This is a genomic window from Thioflexithrix psekupsensis (genome assembly GCF_002149925.1).
Lineage (GTDB): Bacteria > Pseudomonadota > Gammaproteobacteria > Beggiatoales > Beggiatoaceae > Thioflexithrix > Thioflexithrix psekupsensis.
Genome location: NZ_MSLT01000006.1, coordinates 537155 through 555961, shown reverse-complemented (window position 1 = coordinate 555961; position 18807 = coordinate 537155). Strand labels below are relative to the sequence as shown.

The following is an 18807-nucleotide window of genomic DNA, read 5'->3' as shown; positions in this document are numbered from 1 at the left end:
TGGAGAACCACGCGCTTATTCACCTATCAAGTTGATGTCAAAGCCCGGTTGCAGGCAAACATAGGCTTTTTTCCAGTCGGAACGCTTACCACGTGTACGACCAAAATTTTTGCGTTTGCCTTTAACATTTAAGGTTTGCACGCTGGCCACTTTGACATTAAACATCATTTCAACCGCTTGTTTTACTTCTGCTTTGGTGGCATCGGGTAACACGGTGAAAACATGTTGTCCTTGTTCGGCAACGACAGTGGTCTTTTCTGAGACCCGCGGTGCAAGCAAAATTTGCATCAAGCGCATTTTTTGGGTGGTATTCATGCGAGTCTATCCTCAAGTCTTTTCAGGGCGGCGGTGGTCATCACCACTTTGGGATGTCCAACTAAGCTCACAGGATCAATATAATCCGCTTCGCGCACGCTGACTTTATAAAGATTACGTGTGGCTAAATAAAGATTTTCAGTCAATTCATCGACGATGATTAACACTTCTGGATCAACCTTTAACTCGCTTAACTGGGTTAATACTAAGCGGGTTTTGGGTTCATCAACATGGAACTGTTCGACTAAGGTTAAACGCTCTTGACGCACTAATTCGGAAAGAATAGAACGCAATGCGCCGCGAAACATTTTTTTATTCAATTTTTGGCTGTGATCACGCGGAGTCGCTGCGAACACCTTACCACCGCCACGCCATAAAGGACTACGAATACTTCCTGCGCGGGCGCGTCCCGTCCCTTTTTGTCGCCACGGCTTGATGCCACCGCCGCTCACTTGGGCGCGGGTTTTCTGTGCTTTGGTGCCAGCACGTCCACCGGCTAAATAAGCGACCACCGCTTGATGAATCAAGGGTTCATTAAAAGGAACATTAAACACCGTGTCAGCAACGGAGACGGCTGCGGTTTGACCGCCGGTTAATTGTAATTCCATGCCTGCGCTCCTAGTGTTTCACTTTAACAGCGGGGCGTACAATCACATCGCCACCCGGTGCACCGGGAACTGCCCCTTTAATTAATAACAAGTTGCGCGCCGTATCAATGCGGGCAATTTCCAGATTTTGGATAGTGCGTTGTACATCACCCATATGTCCAGACATTTTTTTGCCTTTAAATACGCGACCCGGTGTTTGGTTTTGACCGATAGAACCGGGAACACGGTGTGAGCGCGAGTTACCGTGGGTGGCATCTTGGGTGCGGAAGTGGTGTCGTTTTACCGTACCGGCAAAGCCTTTGCCTTTGGTGGTACCGGTGACATCGACTTTTTGCCCTTCGGTAAACAATTCGACTCCTAAGGTTTTGCCGGGAGCCACATCATTCATTTCATCTGTTGCCAAGCGAAATTCCCACAAACCACGTCCTGCTTCTACGGTGGCTTTGGCAAAATGTCCGGCTTGGGCTTTATTGACACGAATCGCACGACGAGTACCACAAGTGACTTGAATGGCACGATAACCATCTGTTTGCTCAGTTTTCACTTGAGTGACGCGATTCGGATCGACTTCAATTACGGTCACTGGCACAGAAACCCCGTCTTCAGTAAAGAAGCGAGTCATGCCGCATTTTCGACCGACAATACCAACCGCCATGTTTATAACCTCTTGTCTCAGAAATTCACTGTGAAAATCACAGTGGTCTCATGCCTTAATTTAACTTGATTTGGACATCCACACCGGCGGCGAGATCCAATTTCATTAATGAATCAACGGTTTTATCCGTGGGATCAATGATGTCAAGCAAGCGTTTATGCGTGCGTAACTCGTATTGATCGCGAGCATCTTTGTTGACATGCGGTGAAATCAACACGGTAAAACGTTCTTTTTTTGTGGGCAAGGGGATTGGGCCGCGTAATTGCGCCCCGGTCCGTTTTGCTGTTTCCACAATTTCCCGCGCCGACTGATCGATCAGACGATGATCAAATGCCTTCAGACGAATACGAATTCTTTGATTAGCCATTTAGTGAACCACCTTAGAATACTCACCCAAACCGAAATCCGCGTTCACACCTCGTTTAAACGACACTGCAACGGCAACCGAGGCAATCGGTTGTGTCAACGGGGGGTGGGGACGCGAATTGGATTTGGGGGTATGAAAATAAAATTGCGGACGTAAGCGACGGCAGCCAGACGTGCGGTATGAACCCAACACGGCTGCGCTGGAGACATAAATTGTTGCACAAAGGGGATTTTGTACAAGGTTCGTGTTTTTTGGGGAGAACACGGAATGCGGGCGTGTCAGCACAGAAAACTGAACACGAGCCAACACATCAGAACAAGACGGCATCACAAAAGGAAAAAAATTATTTTTGTCTGCCGAATAGACCCGTTTAAACCCATGAAGGGAAAAAAACCGCACACGACCCTTCGCTCTTTCTCTGACGCACGAATAAACGGCGGAGAAACGCGACAGTGGCGCAAAATAAACAGCGTTGCGTCTGGACAGGGTCGAAGACACGGTTATTTCCTTCATCGTTAAAGAACGGACACCACTAAATGAATAGGGTGACATGGGTTAAACAGGGTTAATACAATTAACTTTTCTTAATCACAGCTTCAGTGATACTGGCTGGAGCTTCAGCATAACGTCCAAATTGCATGGTATAGCTGGCACGTCCTTGGGTTAAGGAGCGTAAATCAGTGGCATAACCAAACATTTCTCCCAGAGGAACTTCAGCACGAATACTCTTACCGGTAGGAATATCATCCATGCCTTGCACGATACCGCGACGACGATTCAAGTCGCCCATGACATCGCCCATGTAATCTTCTGGAGTGACCACTTCAACATCCATAATCGGCTCTAATAAAACAGGGCTGGCTTTTCTTGCGCCTTCCTTAAATCCGATTGATCCGGCGATCTTAAATGCCATTTCACTGGAGTCTACTTCGTGGTAAGAGCCATCGAACAAGCTGACTTTGACATCCACAACGGGATAGCCTGCAATGACTCCATTTTGCAACTGCTCTTGAATTCCTTTGTCCACCGCAGGAATGTATTCTTTAGGAATCACGCCGCCCACGATTTCATTGCAGAATTCATAGCCTTCACCGGGAGCCTTAGGCTCAATACGCAACCACACATGGCCGTATTGACCGCGTCCACCCGATTGACGGACAAACTTGCCTTCTTGTTCCACCGATTTGCGAATGGTCTCACGATAAGCCACTTGTGGCGCACCGACATTGGCTTCTACTTTGAACTCACGACGCATCCGGTCAACAATAATTTCCAAATGCAACTCGCCCATGCCAGAAATAATGGTTTGCCCTGATTCTTCGTCGGTGTGAACCCGGAACGAAGGGTCTTCAGCGGCTAACTTGCTTAACGCAACTCCCATTTTTTCTTGGTCGCCCTTGGTTTTCGGCTCTACGGCAACAGAAATAACGGGTTCAGGGAAATCCATGCGCTCCAAAGTGATAATATTTTCTTTATCACACAAGGTTTCGCCCGTGGTCACATCTTTTAAACCAACGGCGGCAGCAATATCGCCGGCACGAACTTCTTTGATCTCTTCGCGGCTATTGGCGTGCATTTGTAGAATACGGCCAACACGCTCACGCTTTTGTTTCACCGAGTTGTAAATGGTGTCGCCGGAGTTCAATACACCCGAATAGACACGGAAGAAGGTCAACGTTCCCACGAAAGGATCGGTTGCCACTTTAAACGCTAAGGCAGCAAACGGCTCATCATCAGAAGAATGACGTACTGCTTCTGTGGTTTCATCTTCTAACACGCCACCAATGGGGGGAACATCGACGGGAGAAGGTAAAAATTCAACCACTGCATCTAACATCGCTTGTACGCCCTTGTTTTTGAACGCAGAACCGCACAAGACTAAAATAATTTCATTCTTCAATACACGAGCGCGCAAGCCTTGACGAATTTCTTCTTCGTTCAGTGCTTCGCCTTCCAAATACTTATTCATCAACTCTTCGGAGGCTTCAGCGGCGGCTTCGATCATTTTATCGCGCCATTCTTCGCAAGCGTCCTGCATGTCGGCTGGAATGTCACGTTCTTCAAACGTCATTCCCATTGTCGCGTCGTCCCAAAAGATGGCCTTCATCTTAATGAGATCAACCACACCTTTAAAATTCTCTTCTGCCCCGATAGGCAACTGAATAGGTACGGGATTAGCGGCCAGACGTTTTCTAATCTGTTCTACCACGCGCAAAAAGTTCGCACCGGCGCGATCCATTTTATTCACGAATGCCAAACGTGGCACGCCGTATTTATTGGCTTGTCGCCAAACGGTTTCTGATTGTGGCTCAACACCGCCCACCGCACAAAATAATGCGCACGCACCATCCAGTACCCGCAAAGAACGCTCAACTTCAATGGTAAAATCGACGTGTCCGGGGGTGTCAATAATGTTAATACGGTGTTCTGGGAACTGTTTCCCCATTCCTTTCCAAAAGCAGGTGGTGGCAGCAGACGTGATGGTAATTCCACGTTCTTGCTCTTGTACCATCCAATCCATTGTCGCCGCCCCATCGTGTACCTCACCAATTTTATGGGAGACACCCGTGTAATAGAGGATGCGTTCAGTGGTTGTCGTTTTACCCGCATCAATGTGCGCCATGATGCCGATGTTACGGTAGCGCTCAATGGGTGTTTTACGTGCCACGGACTTAAACCTTTGTTGCGTTTCGACTTGCTGGCAGAGTCTCCAAAATGACGTTTCGACTTGCCGCCCAAAAAATAATGTAACGGGTAGTGTTTGTGTTAGTGAGATTTCTTTGCTTCATTGGGGTGAAAAAAGAAACAACGGGCAAATTCAACGTTTGCCGCTCCCACAAGAACATTTTTACTACACCATAATCGGACAATTATCACACAGTTTTTACTGCGTTTCAAGTAAAAAACGCCCATTTTTTAAAGTAGGGCGATTTTTGCTTTCACATTTTTCTGTGAAAAGGGGAGTATGAACGGTTTATTACCAACGGAAATGAGAGAAGGCTTTGTTGGCTTCTGCCATACGATGTACATCTTCCCGTTTCTTGATGGCGGTGCCTTTATTTTCAAAAGCATCCAAAATTTCGCCGGCCAAACGAGAACCCATTGTTTTTTCACTGCGTTTACGGGCAGAATCGACCAACCAACGCATCGCCAATGCGGTACGACGCACAGGACGAACTTCCACAGGCACTTGGTAGGTTGATCCCCCCACGCGACGGGATTTCACTTCAACCACAGGACGGACATTTTCTAAGGCTTTGTTGAAAATGGTTAAAGGGTCTACTTCACCCTTACTTTTTTCTATAACGCGGTCTAATGCGCCATAAACAATGCGTTCAGCGACCGCTTTTTTCCCGTCAACCATGACCATGTTGATAAATTTGGCAACGGTTTCGTCACCGAATTTGGGATCAGGTAAGACAGCGCGTTTGGCGACAATTCTTCTTCTTGGCATGAATGATTTACCTCAATCAATGGAGTAGCAGCAAAAATGTAAGACTTAACCTTTAGGACGTTTCGCCCCGTATTTAGAACGACCTTGCCGTCTCTTGTTGACACCAGAGGTATCTAAACAGCCGCGCACGGTGTGGTAACGCACGCCAGGTAAGTCTTTTACCCGACCGCCGCGAATCAAGACCACGGAGTGTTCTTGCAGGTTGTGTCCTTCGCCGCCGATGTAGGTGGTCACTTCCATGCCGTTGGTTAAGCGTACCCGTGCGACTTTACGCATCGCCGAGTTAGGTTTTTTGGGGGTTGTGGTATAAACACGAGTACAAACGCCGCGTTTTTGCGGGCAGCTTTCAAGCGCGGGAACGTTACTTTTAACTTTTTGGGGTTTACGTGGTTTACGCACCAACTGATTAATGGTTGCCATCATTGCTCCGGGCTAAATCGGTGACTTTATGGAACAGGAGGTGATAATTTTCCTGTTTTGCCAGAATTTGAAAGAACACGAGTAAAGTGACCGGTGATCAACACAAAAAGCCAACAAAACGAAGCAGCGGCTTTGGGTGTGGTTTGGCCATAAAGTTTTGTTAAAATTGGGCAATATAGCACACGTTCGCACGGGTTGAAAGATAAACCCGCCGAGTCCTTTCAAAAATTCAGATAAAAGCGCGTCTCAAGAACAAATCTCAAAAGGTTGACGCGCCTAAAGCCGGAGGATTCTAAGGAAAAAAAAGGGTTACGTCAAGGGAATATTTTATTTTTTGGTTGGTTGGCGCAGAGAGTGTATTTTTTATTGTAAACATTAAGGGTTGTCGTTAGGATGGATCGACTGAAGTTCTGACCAGATGCGCTAAAATCGCCACTGCGCATTTAGCCAAAAAGATCGCCCTTCTTGAGGAATTAAAGAGTTTTGATAACCCAATGAACGTTGAGAAAAATCATCGCCTGAACTAGCCGTTTCGCCTCCGGGATGTAAATATTCTTTATCCAATAAATTAAGCACTTTCAGCGTCACAGAAAACGGATCGTAGTGGTAAGTCAGCGCGCTGTTTAAAAGAAAATAAGCATCAATTTGACGAGATTGCCGTAAAGGATTGCGTAAATAAAGTTCCCGCGATCCCACATAGTTGGCTCTGATATTAAAATTCCAATGGGCGTTGAATGGTACATTAAAACCAAGATTCCATTTATGCCGTGCAATATCTCCTAAATCAGCATTGCCTAATCGCCATTGTCCCTCATCGTGATCGTAGTGAGTGCCGCTTTTAGGACGGGCATAGCTGTAATTAAAATAAAGTTCAATATCTTTTTCGTATAAGGGATTGCTCACGGGCGTTTGCAAACGATATTCAAGACCGAAAATGTCACGTTCGCCGCCATTTTCTGCTTCTTCCTTAATGACATCGCTGTAATGGGCATTATAAATTGATAATTCATGTAACAATTGGCGATGACGGTGCATCACTACGGCTTCCATATTTTGCACCCGTTCCGCTTTTAAATTTTCATTGGCAAAGCGACCGCTCCAACCGCCCCACAATTGCAAAGCTGCGGGTTCTTGAAAGGCGCGCCCGTGTAATAATTTAAATGTCCAATTCTCATCGTAATGATAAATAATGGCAGAACGCGGATTAACCACACTGCCATACACCGAATTTTTATCGTAACGCACCCCGACATTAAAACGCCAAGGGGCTTTGTCAAATGTTGCTTGCAAATAGCCGCCTACGTCTCTGGTGGTGGTGAGGAGCGCATCAGGTACATTTTCTTGAGGTGGGGGAGGAACGTGGTAAAACTCATCTGTGCTGCGTCCAATGGCTGATCCGGGTTCAGCCGTTGAACTGAATGCAGGCGGCCAATAACCGGGAACATCGTAACCTTTAGTTAATTCATTACGTTGATATTTAACACCCGCTAATAAAAATAATGGTTCACTGATTTGATATTCCACATCTTGTTTAAATAATCAACGATTATTCACTGAATTCCATCGCGTTAAGCTGATATAAGAATAATCTTCGCGTCCTTCTTCTCTATCTGGTTACGCTTCCGCCCAATAACCATGAATATGGGTTTTCTGATAAGAAATATGACTGGTTAATGTTAAAGCGGCATGAGGAGATTTTTTATAATCTACATATAATTGATCATTATCTCTGCTCCAAAATGTGTTAGGCTGCGTCCGGTCGCTGGCGTAAAAAGCACCATAACCTTCTTTAAGTCGCCAGTGAATCACACCCAATTTAAGTCCTTTATAATTTACACTGGCAATAACGCCATAATCTTCAGTGGGATCATGATATTCCCCAAAGCGTTTTCCTTGGTGTTCTAAATCTAAAATCGGCCCCCAAATATCCCGATTTGCCAATTGTTCAGCATTAGTAAATCCCCAACGTCCTGTTAAATCAGCTTCATCACTGTGAAATAATTTAGCCGCTAAAGAAAAAGATAACTCTTCGGCTGGGCGACCTCTCAAAGTGACCTCTGCACCTTTAGAATTGAAACTGCCCATTAAGGCATTAATTTCACCTTTAATTTGTCCTTTTTCTAATTCGCTGCCGTTCTTAGTAATGAGGTTAATAACACCTAAAAACGCATTAGGGCCATAAATTGCGCTGGCAGGTCCATAAAGCACTTCAATACGTTGGATATTAGACAAAGGATATTGTCGAGAAATAGTGGCTTCTTGCGACCACAATAAGTTATCTACCACCCCATCAATCATGAGTAACGTTCGACTCATGGTAGGTAAACGATAGCCACGTTGGTAGCTGTTGCTATAAAAAGCACCATTTGCGATGACCACGTCAAATCCGGGTAAATCCTGCAATACTTCAGTCAAATGATGATAACCGCGCTGGGCAATTTGCTCTGCCGTGACAACCACCATCGTAGCGGGCGCATCGAATAATTTTTCTTCTACACCAGAGGCGGTTTCGATAGTAATGTTGAGCAGATCGGCCAAATCCATCGTTTTTAATTTATCCAAATCGATCTGACTGGCAAATGCAACATTAAATACAGCACTTAATGCTAATACAGTGATAAATTTATTACAACTTGAGGGGTAGAATAATGTCATTATTTCCGTCCAAAAGTTATTGGCGAATAAGATATACCAAAATTATGTGAGATATAAAAACAAATTAAGTTTTAATATCTAGCTAGATATTAGGTATAAGATACTGTTTAATTTTATTAAACTTAAACACTTTACCTGACAAAAAGGTCTCAAACATACTAGTGACTTCTTTAAAGCTTGATAGACGATGAAAATTCTTTCTGACCCAATTCTTACCTTGAAGCCAAATATCCTCGACTGGATTTTGCTCTGGGGCATTGGGCGCAAATCTTAATAAACGAACTTTCCATTCTGATTCTGGAAGTCCCCCATTTAATTTCTCTAAATAAGTTCTTAAACCTTCAGAACGATGATAACTTGCACCATCCCAAATAATCACATGACGGGCTTCTTTATATCTGTAAATGAGCCAGTTAATAAAGTCTATCGTATATTTTGTATCAGCTTTCTTTGCCCTATCTAAAATAAATTCTCCCGTATAAATATTCACCGCTCCATACCACGTTTGAGAAGTGCGATAATTACTCATCTTTATTGACGTTCTTTCTCCTTTTTTCGACCAAACATAACCACAAATATCTCCCCACAACTGATGGCTTTCGTCTTGCATCCAGTACATTACCTCTCCACTTTCTATCTGTTCACGCTCCTTATCTATTAAATCCTTAATCTCTTTTTTTTTAGCTTCTACTTTTACCTCATCTTTTGCCGAATTCTCTTTGTGTGTCTTCTTATAACTTAAATTCGCTTCTTCTAATAATTTAGTATAAGAAGTATTTGAAGAATAGAAAACATCATACTCCTCTTTTAAGTATCTCTTTAGTTCCTCTATTGTTATTGTCTTCTTTTCTTGTATCCAATTAATCACATCTTCTCGTTCACGCGGCTTTAAATACCCTGGCGAGCCTTTATACGCTAACTTTAATCCTTCCACCCCTGACGCTAAATAAATGGCTTTCCATTTATCCACAAATTGCACACTGACACAACACGCTAAAGCCGCTTCCGCACGCACAAAACCAAGCAAAGACATTCTTACTGCCATCGCTCGCTTCACTTCTCTCGCTTCACCTGTTGACATTAACTCTTCTAAATCTTCATATCTCTTGTTCATTATTCTCTCCTATTTGAAAAGTATTATTATACGACTCTGAAAAAATTGGTATAGAGATGTTGGTGCTGGCCTAACTGGACAATGACAGCGACATTATTCTATACCAAAATTAAGTCATTCATAAAATTTTTCTGTCAGAATCAGAATTTACAGAATTTTAAGTTTTCAGAATTAAAGAATAAAAAATCTGTTTAAAATAAACGACTTACAAGAATAAATTTTGAAAATTTTTGTGTCTGTAAATTCTGATTCTGACAAATTAAGGATTCTATGAATCATATCTTTTTGGTATACTTAAAATGAAAGGAACTAATCAAGCAAATAAAACAAATAAAATTAATGTCTAACGCGGCGAATATCCGCACCTAATAACGTTAATTTTTCTTCAATGCGTTCGTAACCGCGATCAATATGGTAAATGCGATCTACCAAAGTATCGCCTTTGGCCACCAAACCAGCTAAGACTAAACTGGCTGAAGCACGCAAATCTGTGGCCATAACAGGAGCCGCTTGTAATTCGGAGACACCGCGAATCACCGCCGTGTTGCCTTCAATTTGAATACGCGCCCCAAGTCGTTGTAATTCTAAAGCGTGCATAAACCGATTTTCAAAAATGGTTTCGCGTAACGTCGCCACCCCGTCAGCAATCGCATTGAGCGCGAAAAATTGCGCCTGCATGTCCGTAGGAAATGCCGGGTAAGGCGCAGTGTAAACATCAACTGATTTAGGACGTTGCCCGTGCATGTCTAATTCAATCCAATCCGTTCCCGTCTCAATCGTCGCCCCCGCTTCTTGCAATTTGAACAACACCGCATCAAGCAAACTGGGATCGGTATCATGTAATCGTACTTTTCCGCCCGTAATCGCCGCGGCGACTAAAAATGTCCCACTTTCAATGCGGTCGGGTAACACTTCATGTTCTGCGCCGTGTAAGGTTTCAACCCCTTGAATATGCAGCGTATCCGTGCCTGCGCCCACAATTTTTGCCCCCATCGCATTGAGTAAACGCGCCAAATCAACCACTTCAGGCTCACGTGCTGCGTTTTCAATCACCGTCTCCCCGTTGGCTAATGCGGCGGCCATCATCAAATTTTCCGTGCCAGTCACCGTCACCAATTCCATACACAAACGCGCACCGCGTAATCGCTTGGCTTTGGCCGTAATGTAACCATTTTCAACCTGAATACTCGCGCCCATCGCTTCTAAGCCTTTGATGTGTAAATTCACAGGACGCGCTCCAATCGCACAGCCGCCGGGCAACGACACGTGCGCCTCCCCAAACCGCGCCAACAATGGTCCCAACACCAAAATTGAAGCCCGCATGGTTTTCACCAATTCATAAGGTGCGCTACAACTGTGGACTTGATTGCTATTGACTTCGATATTCAATTTTTCATCCACCACCAATTCCACTCCCATGCGCCCTAATAAAACCATCATGGTCGTAATGTCTTGTAAATGCGGCACATTGCGAATGTAACATTGAGAGTCGGCTAATAAAGTGGCAGCAAGAATCGGTAATGCAGCATTTTTCGCTCCTGAAATGCGCACCTCACCATGAAGCGGATGGCCACCGCGAATTAATAATTTATCCATATTTTTACTGTGTGGAAAAAAATCGTAAGAAAAAGCGGTTAAAAATAGAAATTAAAAAGAAAAGAAAAAAGTTATTTAATCACTTTTTTCCATTGTTCAGGAGTGTACGTTTTTAGGCTTAATGCGTGAATGGCATTGGTTTGGAAATGTTCGCCTAATGTGGCATAAACCATTTGGTGTTGTTTAATTAAGGTTTTACCCTCAAATCCTTCGTAAATAATATGCGCATTAAAATGACTGCCGTCGCCATCTATTTGCACTTCGGCACCGGGTAACCCGGCTTGAATGAGTTGCTGAATTTCAGAAATTTCCATAGTAACATTCTCAGATTCTTAAAAAGTGAAGAAAAAATCATGACCGCATTCGTTGAATTTTGGTGACGACCCTTAAACGACGCAAGTCACGGATAATACTGGCTAAATGTTGTCGATCTCGCACAGAGATACACAGACACAAGACACTGGTGTGGACACTTTCATTTTCATTGGCAATCGTTTCGATATTTACATTCATGGCAGTTAGCGTAGTCGCAATGGTAGCAAGTACGCCCACCTCATTGGTGACATCTAAACGCACATCCACCAAATATTCCCCTTGCACATGATTGTCCCAAGCAATATTGATATATTTATCATTCGTTTGCTGGCGATGATCGCGGACATTTTTGCAATGACTGCGATGAATCACCAAACCTCGTCCCGCACTGACAAATCCAACAATATCATCACCGGGAATCGGCCGACAACAGCGCGCATATTGCAACATGACACCTTCTGTGCCTTTAATCAGTAAAGTTTTCGTTTCGGGTGGGGAATAAGGCTCTTCTGTCGTCGCCTCATTGTCCCTAGACGAAGCCTCTGTTTTTGTTGCCGTGTCAAACATGGCGGCAATTTGATGGGTCAACACCGCGGTGAGGGGATGTCCCGATCCAATTTGAATTAACAATTGATCCAAATGCTGACAATTCGCTACTATTAATAATTGTTGTAATTGCTCTTCGCTCAATTGATTTAAACGAACACGATAAGGAGCTAATTCATTTTCTAATAATCTTCGTCCTAATTTTTTGGCATCGGTGGTTTCTTGATTGCGCAAAAAAGAACGAATTTGGCTACGCGCTCTGGCGGTCACCACTTGATTTAAATGTTTAGGAATGGGGTAGCTGTTTTTATTGACAAAAATTTCAATGGTTTGACCGCTTTCTAAAACAGTACCAGGACGAACATAATTATTATCAATTTTCACCAAATGACAATGCAAACCCACTTCACTGTGTACGGCATAAGCAAAGTCTAATGCCGTCGCACCTCTTGGCAATTGTAAAATTTGACCTTTGGGAGTAAAAACATACACTTCATTGGGAAATAAGTCCATTTTCACATTTTCTAAGAATTCTTGACAATTACCCGCACTTTGTTGAATTTCTAGCAAACTGCGCAACCAATCAATGGCACGTTGTTGCGTCACTTGACGAGTTTCGTGAGACACCTCGTTAAACCGATACAATCCTTGTGACGCAATCCCCATGTCGGCAATTTCTTGCATGGCTTGGCTGCGAATCTGTGCGGCAATTTTTAATCCCTGCGGGCCAAATAAAGTTGTATGCAAAGCCTGATAACCACTCATACGCGGAATGGCAATGTAATCTCTAAATTGTTCAGCAACAGGTTTATACAAATTATGTAAAACACCAAGCGCACTATAACATTGCGCACTGTCCTTAACGACAATGGCAAAACGACAAGCTTCTATCACACTTTTGAACGTATCAATATGCTTGCCGCTGTCGATGTCGCGTTTTTTTTCGCGCATTTTGCGGTAAATGCCGTAATAATGCCGATCTGTGCGAATCACTTGGGCATCGGTTAATTGATGTTGTGCCAGACGTTGACTGATGGCGGTTTCAATGTGCTGTAAAATGTCTCGACGAATCTGGGAATGTCGGGTCACTGCTTGCTCAATCACCCGATAACGCACGGGATACAGCACCGCAAAACTTAAATCTTCCAATTCGGTACGAATGGCATTCATACCCAAACGTCCCGCAATTAACGCATAAATATCAAGCGTTTCGCGTGCAATGCGTTTTTGTGATTCGGGTTTCATGTGCGCGATGGTGCGCATGTTATGCAGGCGATCCGCTAACTTGATGATAATCACACGAATATCCTTACTCATGGCAAGGATCATTTTGCGAAAACTTTCGGCTTGTGCTTCTTCGCGGGTTTGCGAGGGCATTCGGGTTAATTTACTGACTCCATCAACCAAGCGGGTGACATCTTCGCCAAACAGTCGCGTGATTTCTTCTTGTAAACAAGGCGTATCTTCAATCACATCGTGCAGAATCGCCGCGCACAAAGTCGGTGCATCCATGCGCATTTGTGCCAAAATATGTGCCACAGCAACAGGGTGAAAAATAAAGGCTTCCCCAGAACGACGATACTGCCCTTCGTGGGCTTCAGCACCAAAAAGGTAGGCGGCAAAAATGGATTTGACGTGTGCGGGTTCTAAATAAGTTTCTGCCAATTCGCACAAATCACTGATTAACACTCGCGGCGTACCCAACATAAGGTGCTAGTTCCCCAAATTTATTCAAATCGAGCGGAGGTTGTGGGTGAGGTTTTATTGACGTTTTGCGCGTTAATTTTGCCTTCGGCAATTTCGCGCAATGCGATAACGGTGGGTTTATCTTTTTCGGGGGCAACGTAGGGGGTTGCGCCCATCGCCAGTTGTCGAGCGCGTTTGCTGGCAACAATCACCAATTCAAAACGATTTTCTACGTGATCTAAACAATCTTCTACAGTTAAACGTGCCATGTTGGGTCTCAAAATGGGAGAAAAGGGAGCAGAAAAGAAAAAATAATTCTGCTGATTTTTATCAACGGTCTGTTAGTTTACCCAACTGGTGGCCTTTCAACAAGCGGAGGTAAAAGTCTTACAATAACTGCTTATTTTCCCATTGTAATTATTGTGATTAATGTATTATTAAATAACATTGGGAGCATTTCATTAACCCATTACCACACCACCAAAAAAGGAGCCGTTATGAGCCAATTATTTAACGCCTTATGGATTGAAGAAGATGCAGCGCAACATTTTCAACGGCGCATCATTCAACGTTCGATTGACGATTTACCGGCAGGCGAGGTGTTGATAGAAGTCCACTGGTCTTCGTTAAACTACAAAGATGCCCTTTCCGCAACGGGGAATAAAGGAGTCACTCGCCATTATCCCCATACGCCGGGGATTGATGCCGCAGGGATTATTGTTGAAACACAACATCCTGATTGGCAAGTGGGCGATCCAGTGATTGTGACGGGACATGATTTGGGAATGAATACCTCTGGGGGATATGGGCGTTATGTGCGCGTGCCAGCGAGTTGGTTGGTGCGTTGTCCAGAAAATTTAAGTTTACAAACTGCCATGCTCTACGGCACAGCAGGCTTAACCGCGGCCATTTCCGTTTATCGTTTGCGACAACATGCGATTTTGCCGCAAAACGGAGAAATTTTAGTCACCGGTGCTAGCGGCGGCGTAGGCAGTATTGGCGTGGGTTTACTGGCACATTTGGGTTATCGCGTGGTGGCCGCAACAGGAAAACCAGAAGCCAAGCCGTTATTGGAACGCTTGGGCGCGCATCGTATTATTGGGCGGGAAGAATTGATCGATCTCAGCCCGCGTCCGTTGTTAAAAGCGCGGTGGGCGGGTGTATTGGATACCGTTGGCGGAGATATTTTAGCCACGGCTTTAAAATCAGTGGATTATGCTGGGGCAGTGACCTGTTGTGGTTTGGTGTCGGCGGCGGAGTTTGCCACTTCTGTTTTTCCTTTTATTTTGCGCGGAATCACCTTGATCGGCGTGGAATCGGTAGAATTTCCTGCCGATGAACGCGCCATATTATGGACGTTGATGGCCAATGAGTGGCGATTTCCTGAATTGGAAAGTTTGATGACCGTCACCGATTTGGAAACGCTTAACACGGTTTATATCGATAAAATTCTACATGGTCAGGTACAAGGGCGAGTCGTGGTGAAATTGGCCTAAGGTGAAAATGATGTGAAGTAAGACAAAAAAAGTCTTGACAGCCCCTGTCGAATGCTTTATTGTGCATTGCATCAATGCTGCATTGCACAAGTTTTTTACCTCACCTATAAACCTTACCTTAAACGACTCTGGAGTATTCCAAATGAAAGAACAAATGAAACAATGGGCTGACTTAAACAAATCTGCCGTAGAAACCATGCAAAAATTGGCTGACATCAACACCGGTATCGCCAACTCTTTGTTAAACCAACAAATGGAAGTGGTTGGCAGCTATGCTGACAGCAGCGCGAAACACCTCAAATCACTGAGCGAAGCCAAGCGCGTACAAGACGTAATGTCCATCCAAGCCCAAGCCATGCAAGACCTGAGCAAGAAAGTGTTGGAAAACAGCCGTTCTACGATGGAAATTTTAGTTGATGGCAAGAACAAGGTCAACGAATTGTTAGAAACCAGTTTTAAACAAGCTGCCAGCTACAATCCTTTTGCTAAAGTCGCCGCTTAATTTATTTAAGTCGGGTGCATTGTAAAGAAGACAGTCTTTTTTTAAGACTGTCTTTTTTATTTCTGCGTTGAAAATAAAAGTTACAATTTCAACCGTTTAAATACCATCTCAGGAATGCTGCGAATAATCAACATAATTAACCACCAAATACTCGGCAAATAAACCACATCACGTTGTTTTTTCACCGCTTTAACAATGCCTTTACCAATTGCTTCTGGTTTAGCCCATAACGCGCCTTTGGGTTGAATGGCCGCGGTCATGGGCGTATCGACAAAGCCGGGTTTAATCGTTAATACATTCACATGATAAGGTTGTAAACGGTTGCGTAATCCTTGTAAAAACAAGGTTAAACCGCCTTTAGCTGCGCCATAATAATAATTACTCTGCCGTCCCCGATCTCCTGCAACTGAACTAATCACCGCAATGCAACCATAACGTTGCTGCATAAAAATAGGTGTAAGTGCCGTTAATAACACCACTGGACTGAGCAAATTCGCCTGAAAATTTGCCATCGCTTGCGTGCTGTTTTTTTCTTCGGCGTGTTGATTGCCCAATATCCCGTGCGCAATTAAAACAATATCAATCCCATTTAACGCCTGTTCAGCCCGCTGAATTAATGCAGGCAATAACGCCAATTGCGTTAAATCTATCGCTTCACATTCCACCCTATTCGCCCCACGCACAGTTAAATCAGCCGCCACGGCATCTAATTTAGCCTGATCTCGCGCCACGAGAAAAAATTGCGCGTTTTCTTCATTTGCCCATTCACGCGCTGTTGCTTGGGCAATCGCTGACGTTGCCCCTAAGATTAAAATTCGCTTTTGCATCAGTTAATTTCCATTTAAATAAACATCATAACGGGTTTGTTCGCTGACAATACGCATCGTCGGCGATTGAGCCATTAAATCATTGGCTAATTTCGGCCGTTTCACCACAATTCGCCGCGCACCTAATGCCAACGCTTGCATTAATAAATCGCCACTGTCCATATCATCGCCCACCACTAAGCGAAATAAACGCATTTCTTTTTTTACCAACGCGGATTTTTCTCGATGCGGATACATGGGATCGAGATAAATCACCGCGTGCGGATATTTTTTTAATAATTCAGCCAAATAATGGCGCGAATCACCATAATATAACTGCAATTGTTGCGTGAATAAAACAGATAATGGCGCGTGCTGGGTTTGCTGTAAAGTCGCAGTTATGGCACGTTGCAAGCCATCGCTTAATAACGCAGCAATGACGGGCGAACGCTCTACCATCATCACCTGCGCGCCCAAACTCGCCAAAACAAACGCATCGCGTCCCAGACCTGCCGTTGCATCGATCACAATGGGCTGGGGATTTTTCGCAAAACCAACCGCTCGCGCCAAAGGTTGCCGTCGTCCTTCCTGTTGCCGTTGCCGAAATGCCACCCGACCGTGTAAAAAATCCACCACTACAGGATTAAACGCAGAACCCCGTTGACACAAACCTAAGCCTTGCGCGTGAAATTGCAAATACAAATCCACCCGATCATCCAAGTGCGTGATTAATGGTAACGCAAATTGTTGCTGTAATTTTTCAATCGATGCCGCATTGTCAGGCGTGTTAAGGAGCGGAACAACAGGCAACATCTAATAACGCACTCGCGTTTCACCGCCTTGACTGAGTACGCGCACGCGGTCGCCTAAACGAAAAGCCACATCGGCTTCTTGCACCACCGCGATCATTCTTCCGCTGTCTAAACGCACCGTGAGTTCAAAACCATCGCGTTGTGTCACTGCTTCTTCGGCCGTTGCGCCTAAAATCCAACCGCCGATTCCGCCCAAAATTGCAGCCACTTGACTGCCGCGTCCGCCGCCCACGCTCCCACCCGCAATACTGCCAATGGCCGCACCACCCAACGCACCAATTGGGCTTTTTGTGCCTTCAATGCGCACGGCACGAATATCCGTCACGACTCCCGTTTGCACCACATAAGCCTGTCGCGCCTGATCCCGCGTATAAATTTCAGCCGAACGACTGCTGGCACACGCCGTTAATGTTAAAACACACAATGCGATGATGATTAATCTTATCGATTTCATGATGTTAAACCTCTCGTTGTCGCCTATGGGTACATCTCCATACCCAAACGATCAAATAATTGCTGATCTTGATTCATTTCTGAATTGGCAGTGGTCAATAATTTATCGCCGTAAAAAACAGAATTCGCACCCGCTAAAAAACACAAAGCCTGACACTCTTCTGTCATCTCAGCCCGCCCCGCCGACAAGCGCACAAACGAAGCCGGTAATAATATCCGCGCCACCGCAATCGTCCGCACAAAATCTAATTCACTCACCGCTTCTGCATTCGCCAAAGGCGTGCCTTCAATCTTCACTAAACGATTAATCGGCACACTTTCAGGATGTTGCGGCAAATTGGCCAAAGTACGTAATAATTCAGCGCGATCCGTCTCATTTTCGCCCAAACCGATAATGCCACCGCAACAGATTTTAATCCCCGCATCGCGGACATGATTTAAAGTCGTCAAGCGATCCGTATAAGTATGCGTGCTAACGATCTGTTCATAATAAGCCGCAGAAGTGTCTAAATTATGGTTGTAATAATCTAATCCTGCCGCTTTTAAGGCATGGGCTTGATTCGGGTTTAACATGCCTAATGTCACACACGTTTCTAACTCTAAGGCTTTTACCGCTTGAATTAAGGCTACGATCTGCGGCAAATCTCGATCCTTTGGTTGTCGCCATGCAGCACCCATACAAAAACGAGTCGCCCCATTGGCTTTTGCTTGATACGCGGCGGCTAAAATATCCGTAAAATCAGCCAAATCTGTACTTTCAACCGCCGTATCAAAACGCACACTCTGCGAACAATACGCGCAATCCTCTGGACAACGTCCTGTTTTAATATTAAAAAGGGTGCTTAATTGCACTTGATTTGCGGGGAAATAGCTCCGATGTACACATTGAGCGTAAAATAATAAATCGTTAAACGGTAATGCGAATAAATCAAGAATTTCTTGCAATTGCCAATCATGACGAATAGGAAAACGGTTTGGCGTAAGATCGTTAATGGAAATCATATTGT

General features: G+C 44.5%; 20 protein-coding genes. 2 read left to right on the top strand and 18 right to left on the bottom strand.

Features of this window, described 5'->3' with window-relative positions; translation table 11 throughout:
* Positions 1–15 precede the first annotated feature (15 nt).
* From rplW to rpoZ, 14 genes are all read right to left on the bottom strand, one after another.
* The gene (gene rplW, locus TPSD3_RS03550) at positions 16–315 is read right to left on the bottom strand and encodes a 50S ribosomal protein L23 (protein WP_086487205.1); all 300 of its coding nucleotides are present in this window, start codon (positions 313–315) and stop codon (positions 16–18) included.
* A complete protein-coding gene (rplD, locus tag TPSD3_RS03545) occupies positions 312–923 on the bottom strand; it encodes a 50S ribosomal protein L4 (RefSeq protein WP_086487204.1) in 612 nt (203 codons plus the stop codon). The genes rplW and rplD overlap by 4 nt, the downstream gene beginning before the upstream one ends.
* Before the next feature lie 10 nt (positions 924–933).
* Positions 934–1578, bottom strand: coding sequence for a 50S ribosomal protein L3 (rplC, locus tag TPSD3_RS03540; protein ID WP_086487203.1), 645 nt, complete (start codon positions 1576–1578; stop codon positions 934–936).
* A gap of 55 nt (positions 1579–1633) precedes the next feature.
* A complete protein-coding gene (gene rpsJ, locus TPSD3_RS03535) occupies positions 1634–1945 on the bottom strand; it encodes a 30S ribosomal protein S10 (RefSeq protein ID WP_086487202.1) in 312 nt (103 codons plus the stop codon).
* 574 nt (positions 1946–2519) lie between these two features.
* Positions 2520–4613: an elongation factor G gene (fusA, locus tag TPSD3_RS03525; RefSeq protein ID WP_086487200.1), complete on the bottom strand. Its 2094-nt coding sequence runs from the start codon at positions 4611–4613 to the stop codon at positions 2520–2522.
* Positions 4614–4922: 309 nt separating this feature from the next.
* Complete coding sequence (gene rpsG / locus TPSD3_RS03520) at positions 4923–5399, bottom strand: 30S ribosomal protein S7 (RefSeq protein WP_086487199.1); 477 nt, start codon at positions 5397–5399, stop codon at positions 4923–4925.
* A gap of 45 nt (positions 5400–5444) precedes the next feature.
* The gene (rpsL, locus tag TPSD3_RS03515) at positions 5445–5819 is read right to left on the bottom strand and encodes a 30S ribosomal protein S12 (RefSeq protein WP_086487198.1); all 375 of its coding nucleotides are present in this window, start codon (positions 5817–5819) and stop codon (positions 5445–5447) included.
* 423 nt (positions 5820–6242) lie between these two features.
* Entirely contained in the window at positions 6243–7343 is a 1101-nt protein-coding gene (locus tag TPSD3_RS03510) for a TonB-dependent receptor domain-containing protein (RefSeq protein WP_086487197.1), read from the bottom strand.
* A gap of 90 nt (positions 7344–7433) precedes the next feature.
* Positions 7434–8474: a TonB-dependent receptor plug domain-containing protein gene (locus TPSD3_RS03505; protein WP_086487196.1), complete on the bottom strand. Its 1041-nt coding sequence runs from the start codon at positions 8472–8474 to the stop codon at positions 7434–7436.
* An 82-nt stretch (positions 8475–8556) separates the two neighbouring features.
* Positions 8557–9588, bottom strand: a complete 1032-nt coding sequence (locus TPSD3_RS03500) for an IS630 family transposase (protein WP_086486662.1) — start codon at positions 9586–9588, stop codon at positions 8557–8559.
* Positions 9589–9924: 336 nt separating this feature from the next.
* The gene (gene murA, locus TPSD3_RS03495) at positions 9925–11184 is read right to left on the bottom strand and encodes a UDP-N-acetylglucosamine 1-carboxyvinyltransferase (protein WP_086487195.1); all 1260 of its coding nucleotides are present in this window, start codon (positions 11182–11184) and stop codon (positions 9925–9927) included.
* 71 nt (positions 11185–11255) lie between these two features.
* Positions 11256–11498 carry a BolA family protein gene (locus tag TPSD3_RS03490; RefSeq protein WP_086487194.1) on the bottom strand — a complete coding sequence of 81 codons (243 nt, stop codon included), beginning with the start codon at positions 11496–11498 and terminating at the stop codon, positions 11256–11258.
* Between the two features lie 37 nt (positions 11499–11535).
* Positions 11536–13752 carry a RelA/SpoT family protein gene (locus TPSD3_RS03485; protein WP_086487193.1) on the bottom strand — a complete coding sequence of 739 codons (2217 nt, stop codon included), beginning with the start codon at positions 13750–13752 and terminating at the stop codon, positions 11536–11538.
* Between the two features lie 20 nt (positions 13753–13772).
* On the bottom strand, positions 13773–14000 hold the full coding sequence (gene rpoZ, locus TPSD3_RS03480; RefSeq protein WP_086487192.1) for a DNA-directed RNA polymerase subunit omega: 228 nt from the start codon (positions 13998–14000) through the stop codon (positions 13773–13775).
* 228 nt (positions 14001–14228) lie between these two features.
* Here rpoZ and TPSD3_RS03475 point away from each other — a divergent pair, with 228 nt between their 5' ends.
* Both TPSD3_RS03475 and TPSD3_RS03470 read left to right on the top strand, forming a co-directional pair.
* Positions 14229–15227 (top strand): YhdH/YhfP family quinone oxidoreductase, encoded by a 999-nt coding sequence (locus TPSD3_RS03475; protein ID WP_086487191.1) that lies wholly within the window; start codon positions 14229–14231, stop codon positions 15225–15227.
* A 142-nt stretch (positions 15228–15369) separates the two neighbouring features.
* Positions 15370–15729 carry a phasin family protein gene (locus TPSD3_RS03470; RefSeq protein WP_086487190.1) on the top strand — a complete coding sequence of 120 codons (360 nt, stop codon included), beginning with the start codon at positions 15370–15372 and terminating at the stop codon, positions 15727–15729.
* 80 nt (positions 15730–15809) lie between these two features.
* Here TPSD3_RS03470 and TPSD3_RS03465 read toward each other — a convergent pair whose 3' ends face one another.
* From TPSD3_RS03465 to bioB, 4 genes are read right to left on the bottom strand one after another with little or no spacing between them, the layout of a single operon-like run.
* Positions 15810–16556 carry an SDR family oxidoreductase gene (locus tag TPSD3_RS03465; protein WP_086487189.1) on the bottom strand — a complete coding sequence of 249 codons (747 nt, stop codon included), beginning with the start codon at positions 16554–16556 and terminating at the stop codon, positions 15810–15812.
* A 3-nt stretch (positions 16557–16559) separates the two neighbouring features.
* Entirely contained in the window at positions 16560–17348 is a 789-nt protein-coding gene (locus TPSD3_RS03460; RefSeq protein WP_086487188.1) for a class I SAM-dependent methyltransferase, read from the bottom strand.
* Entirely contained in the window at positions 17349–17801 is a 453-nt protein-coding gene (locus TPSD3_RS03455) for an outer membrane lipoprotein (RefSeq protein WP_086487187.1), read from the bottom strand.
* Positions 17802–17824: 23 nt separating this feature from the next.
* Positions 17825–18802: a biotin synthase BioB gene (gene bioB, locus TPSD3_RS03450; RefSeq protein ID WP_086487186.1), complete on the bottom strand. Its 978-nt coding sequence runs from the start codon at positions 18800–18802 to the stop codon at positions 17825–17827.
* Between the last annotated feature and the right edge of the window lie 5 nt (positions 18803–18807).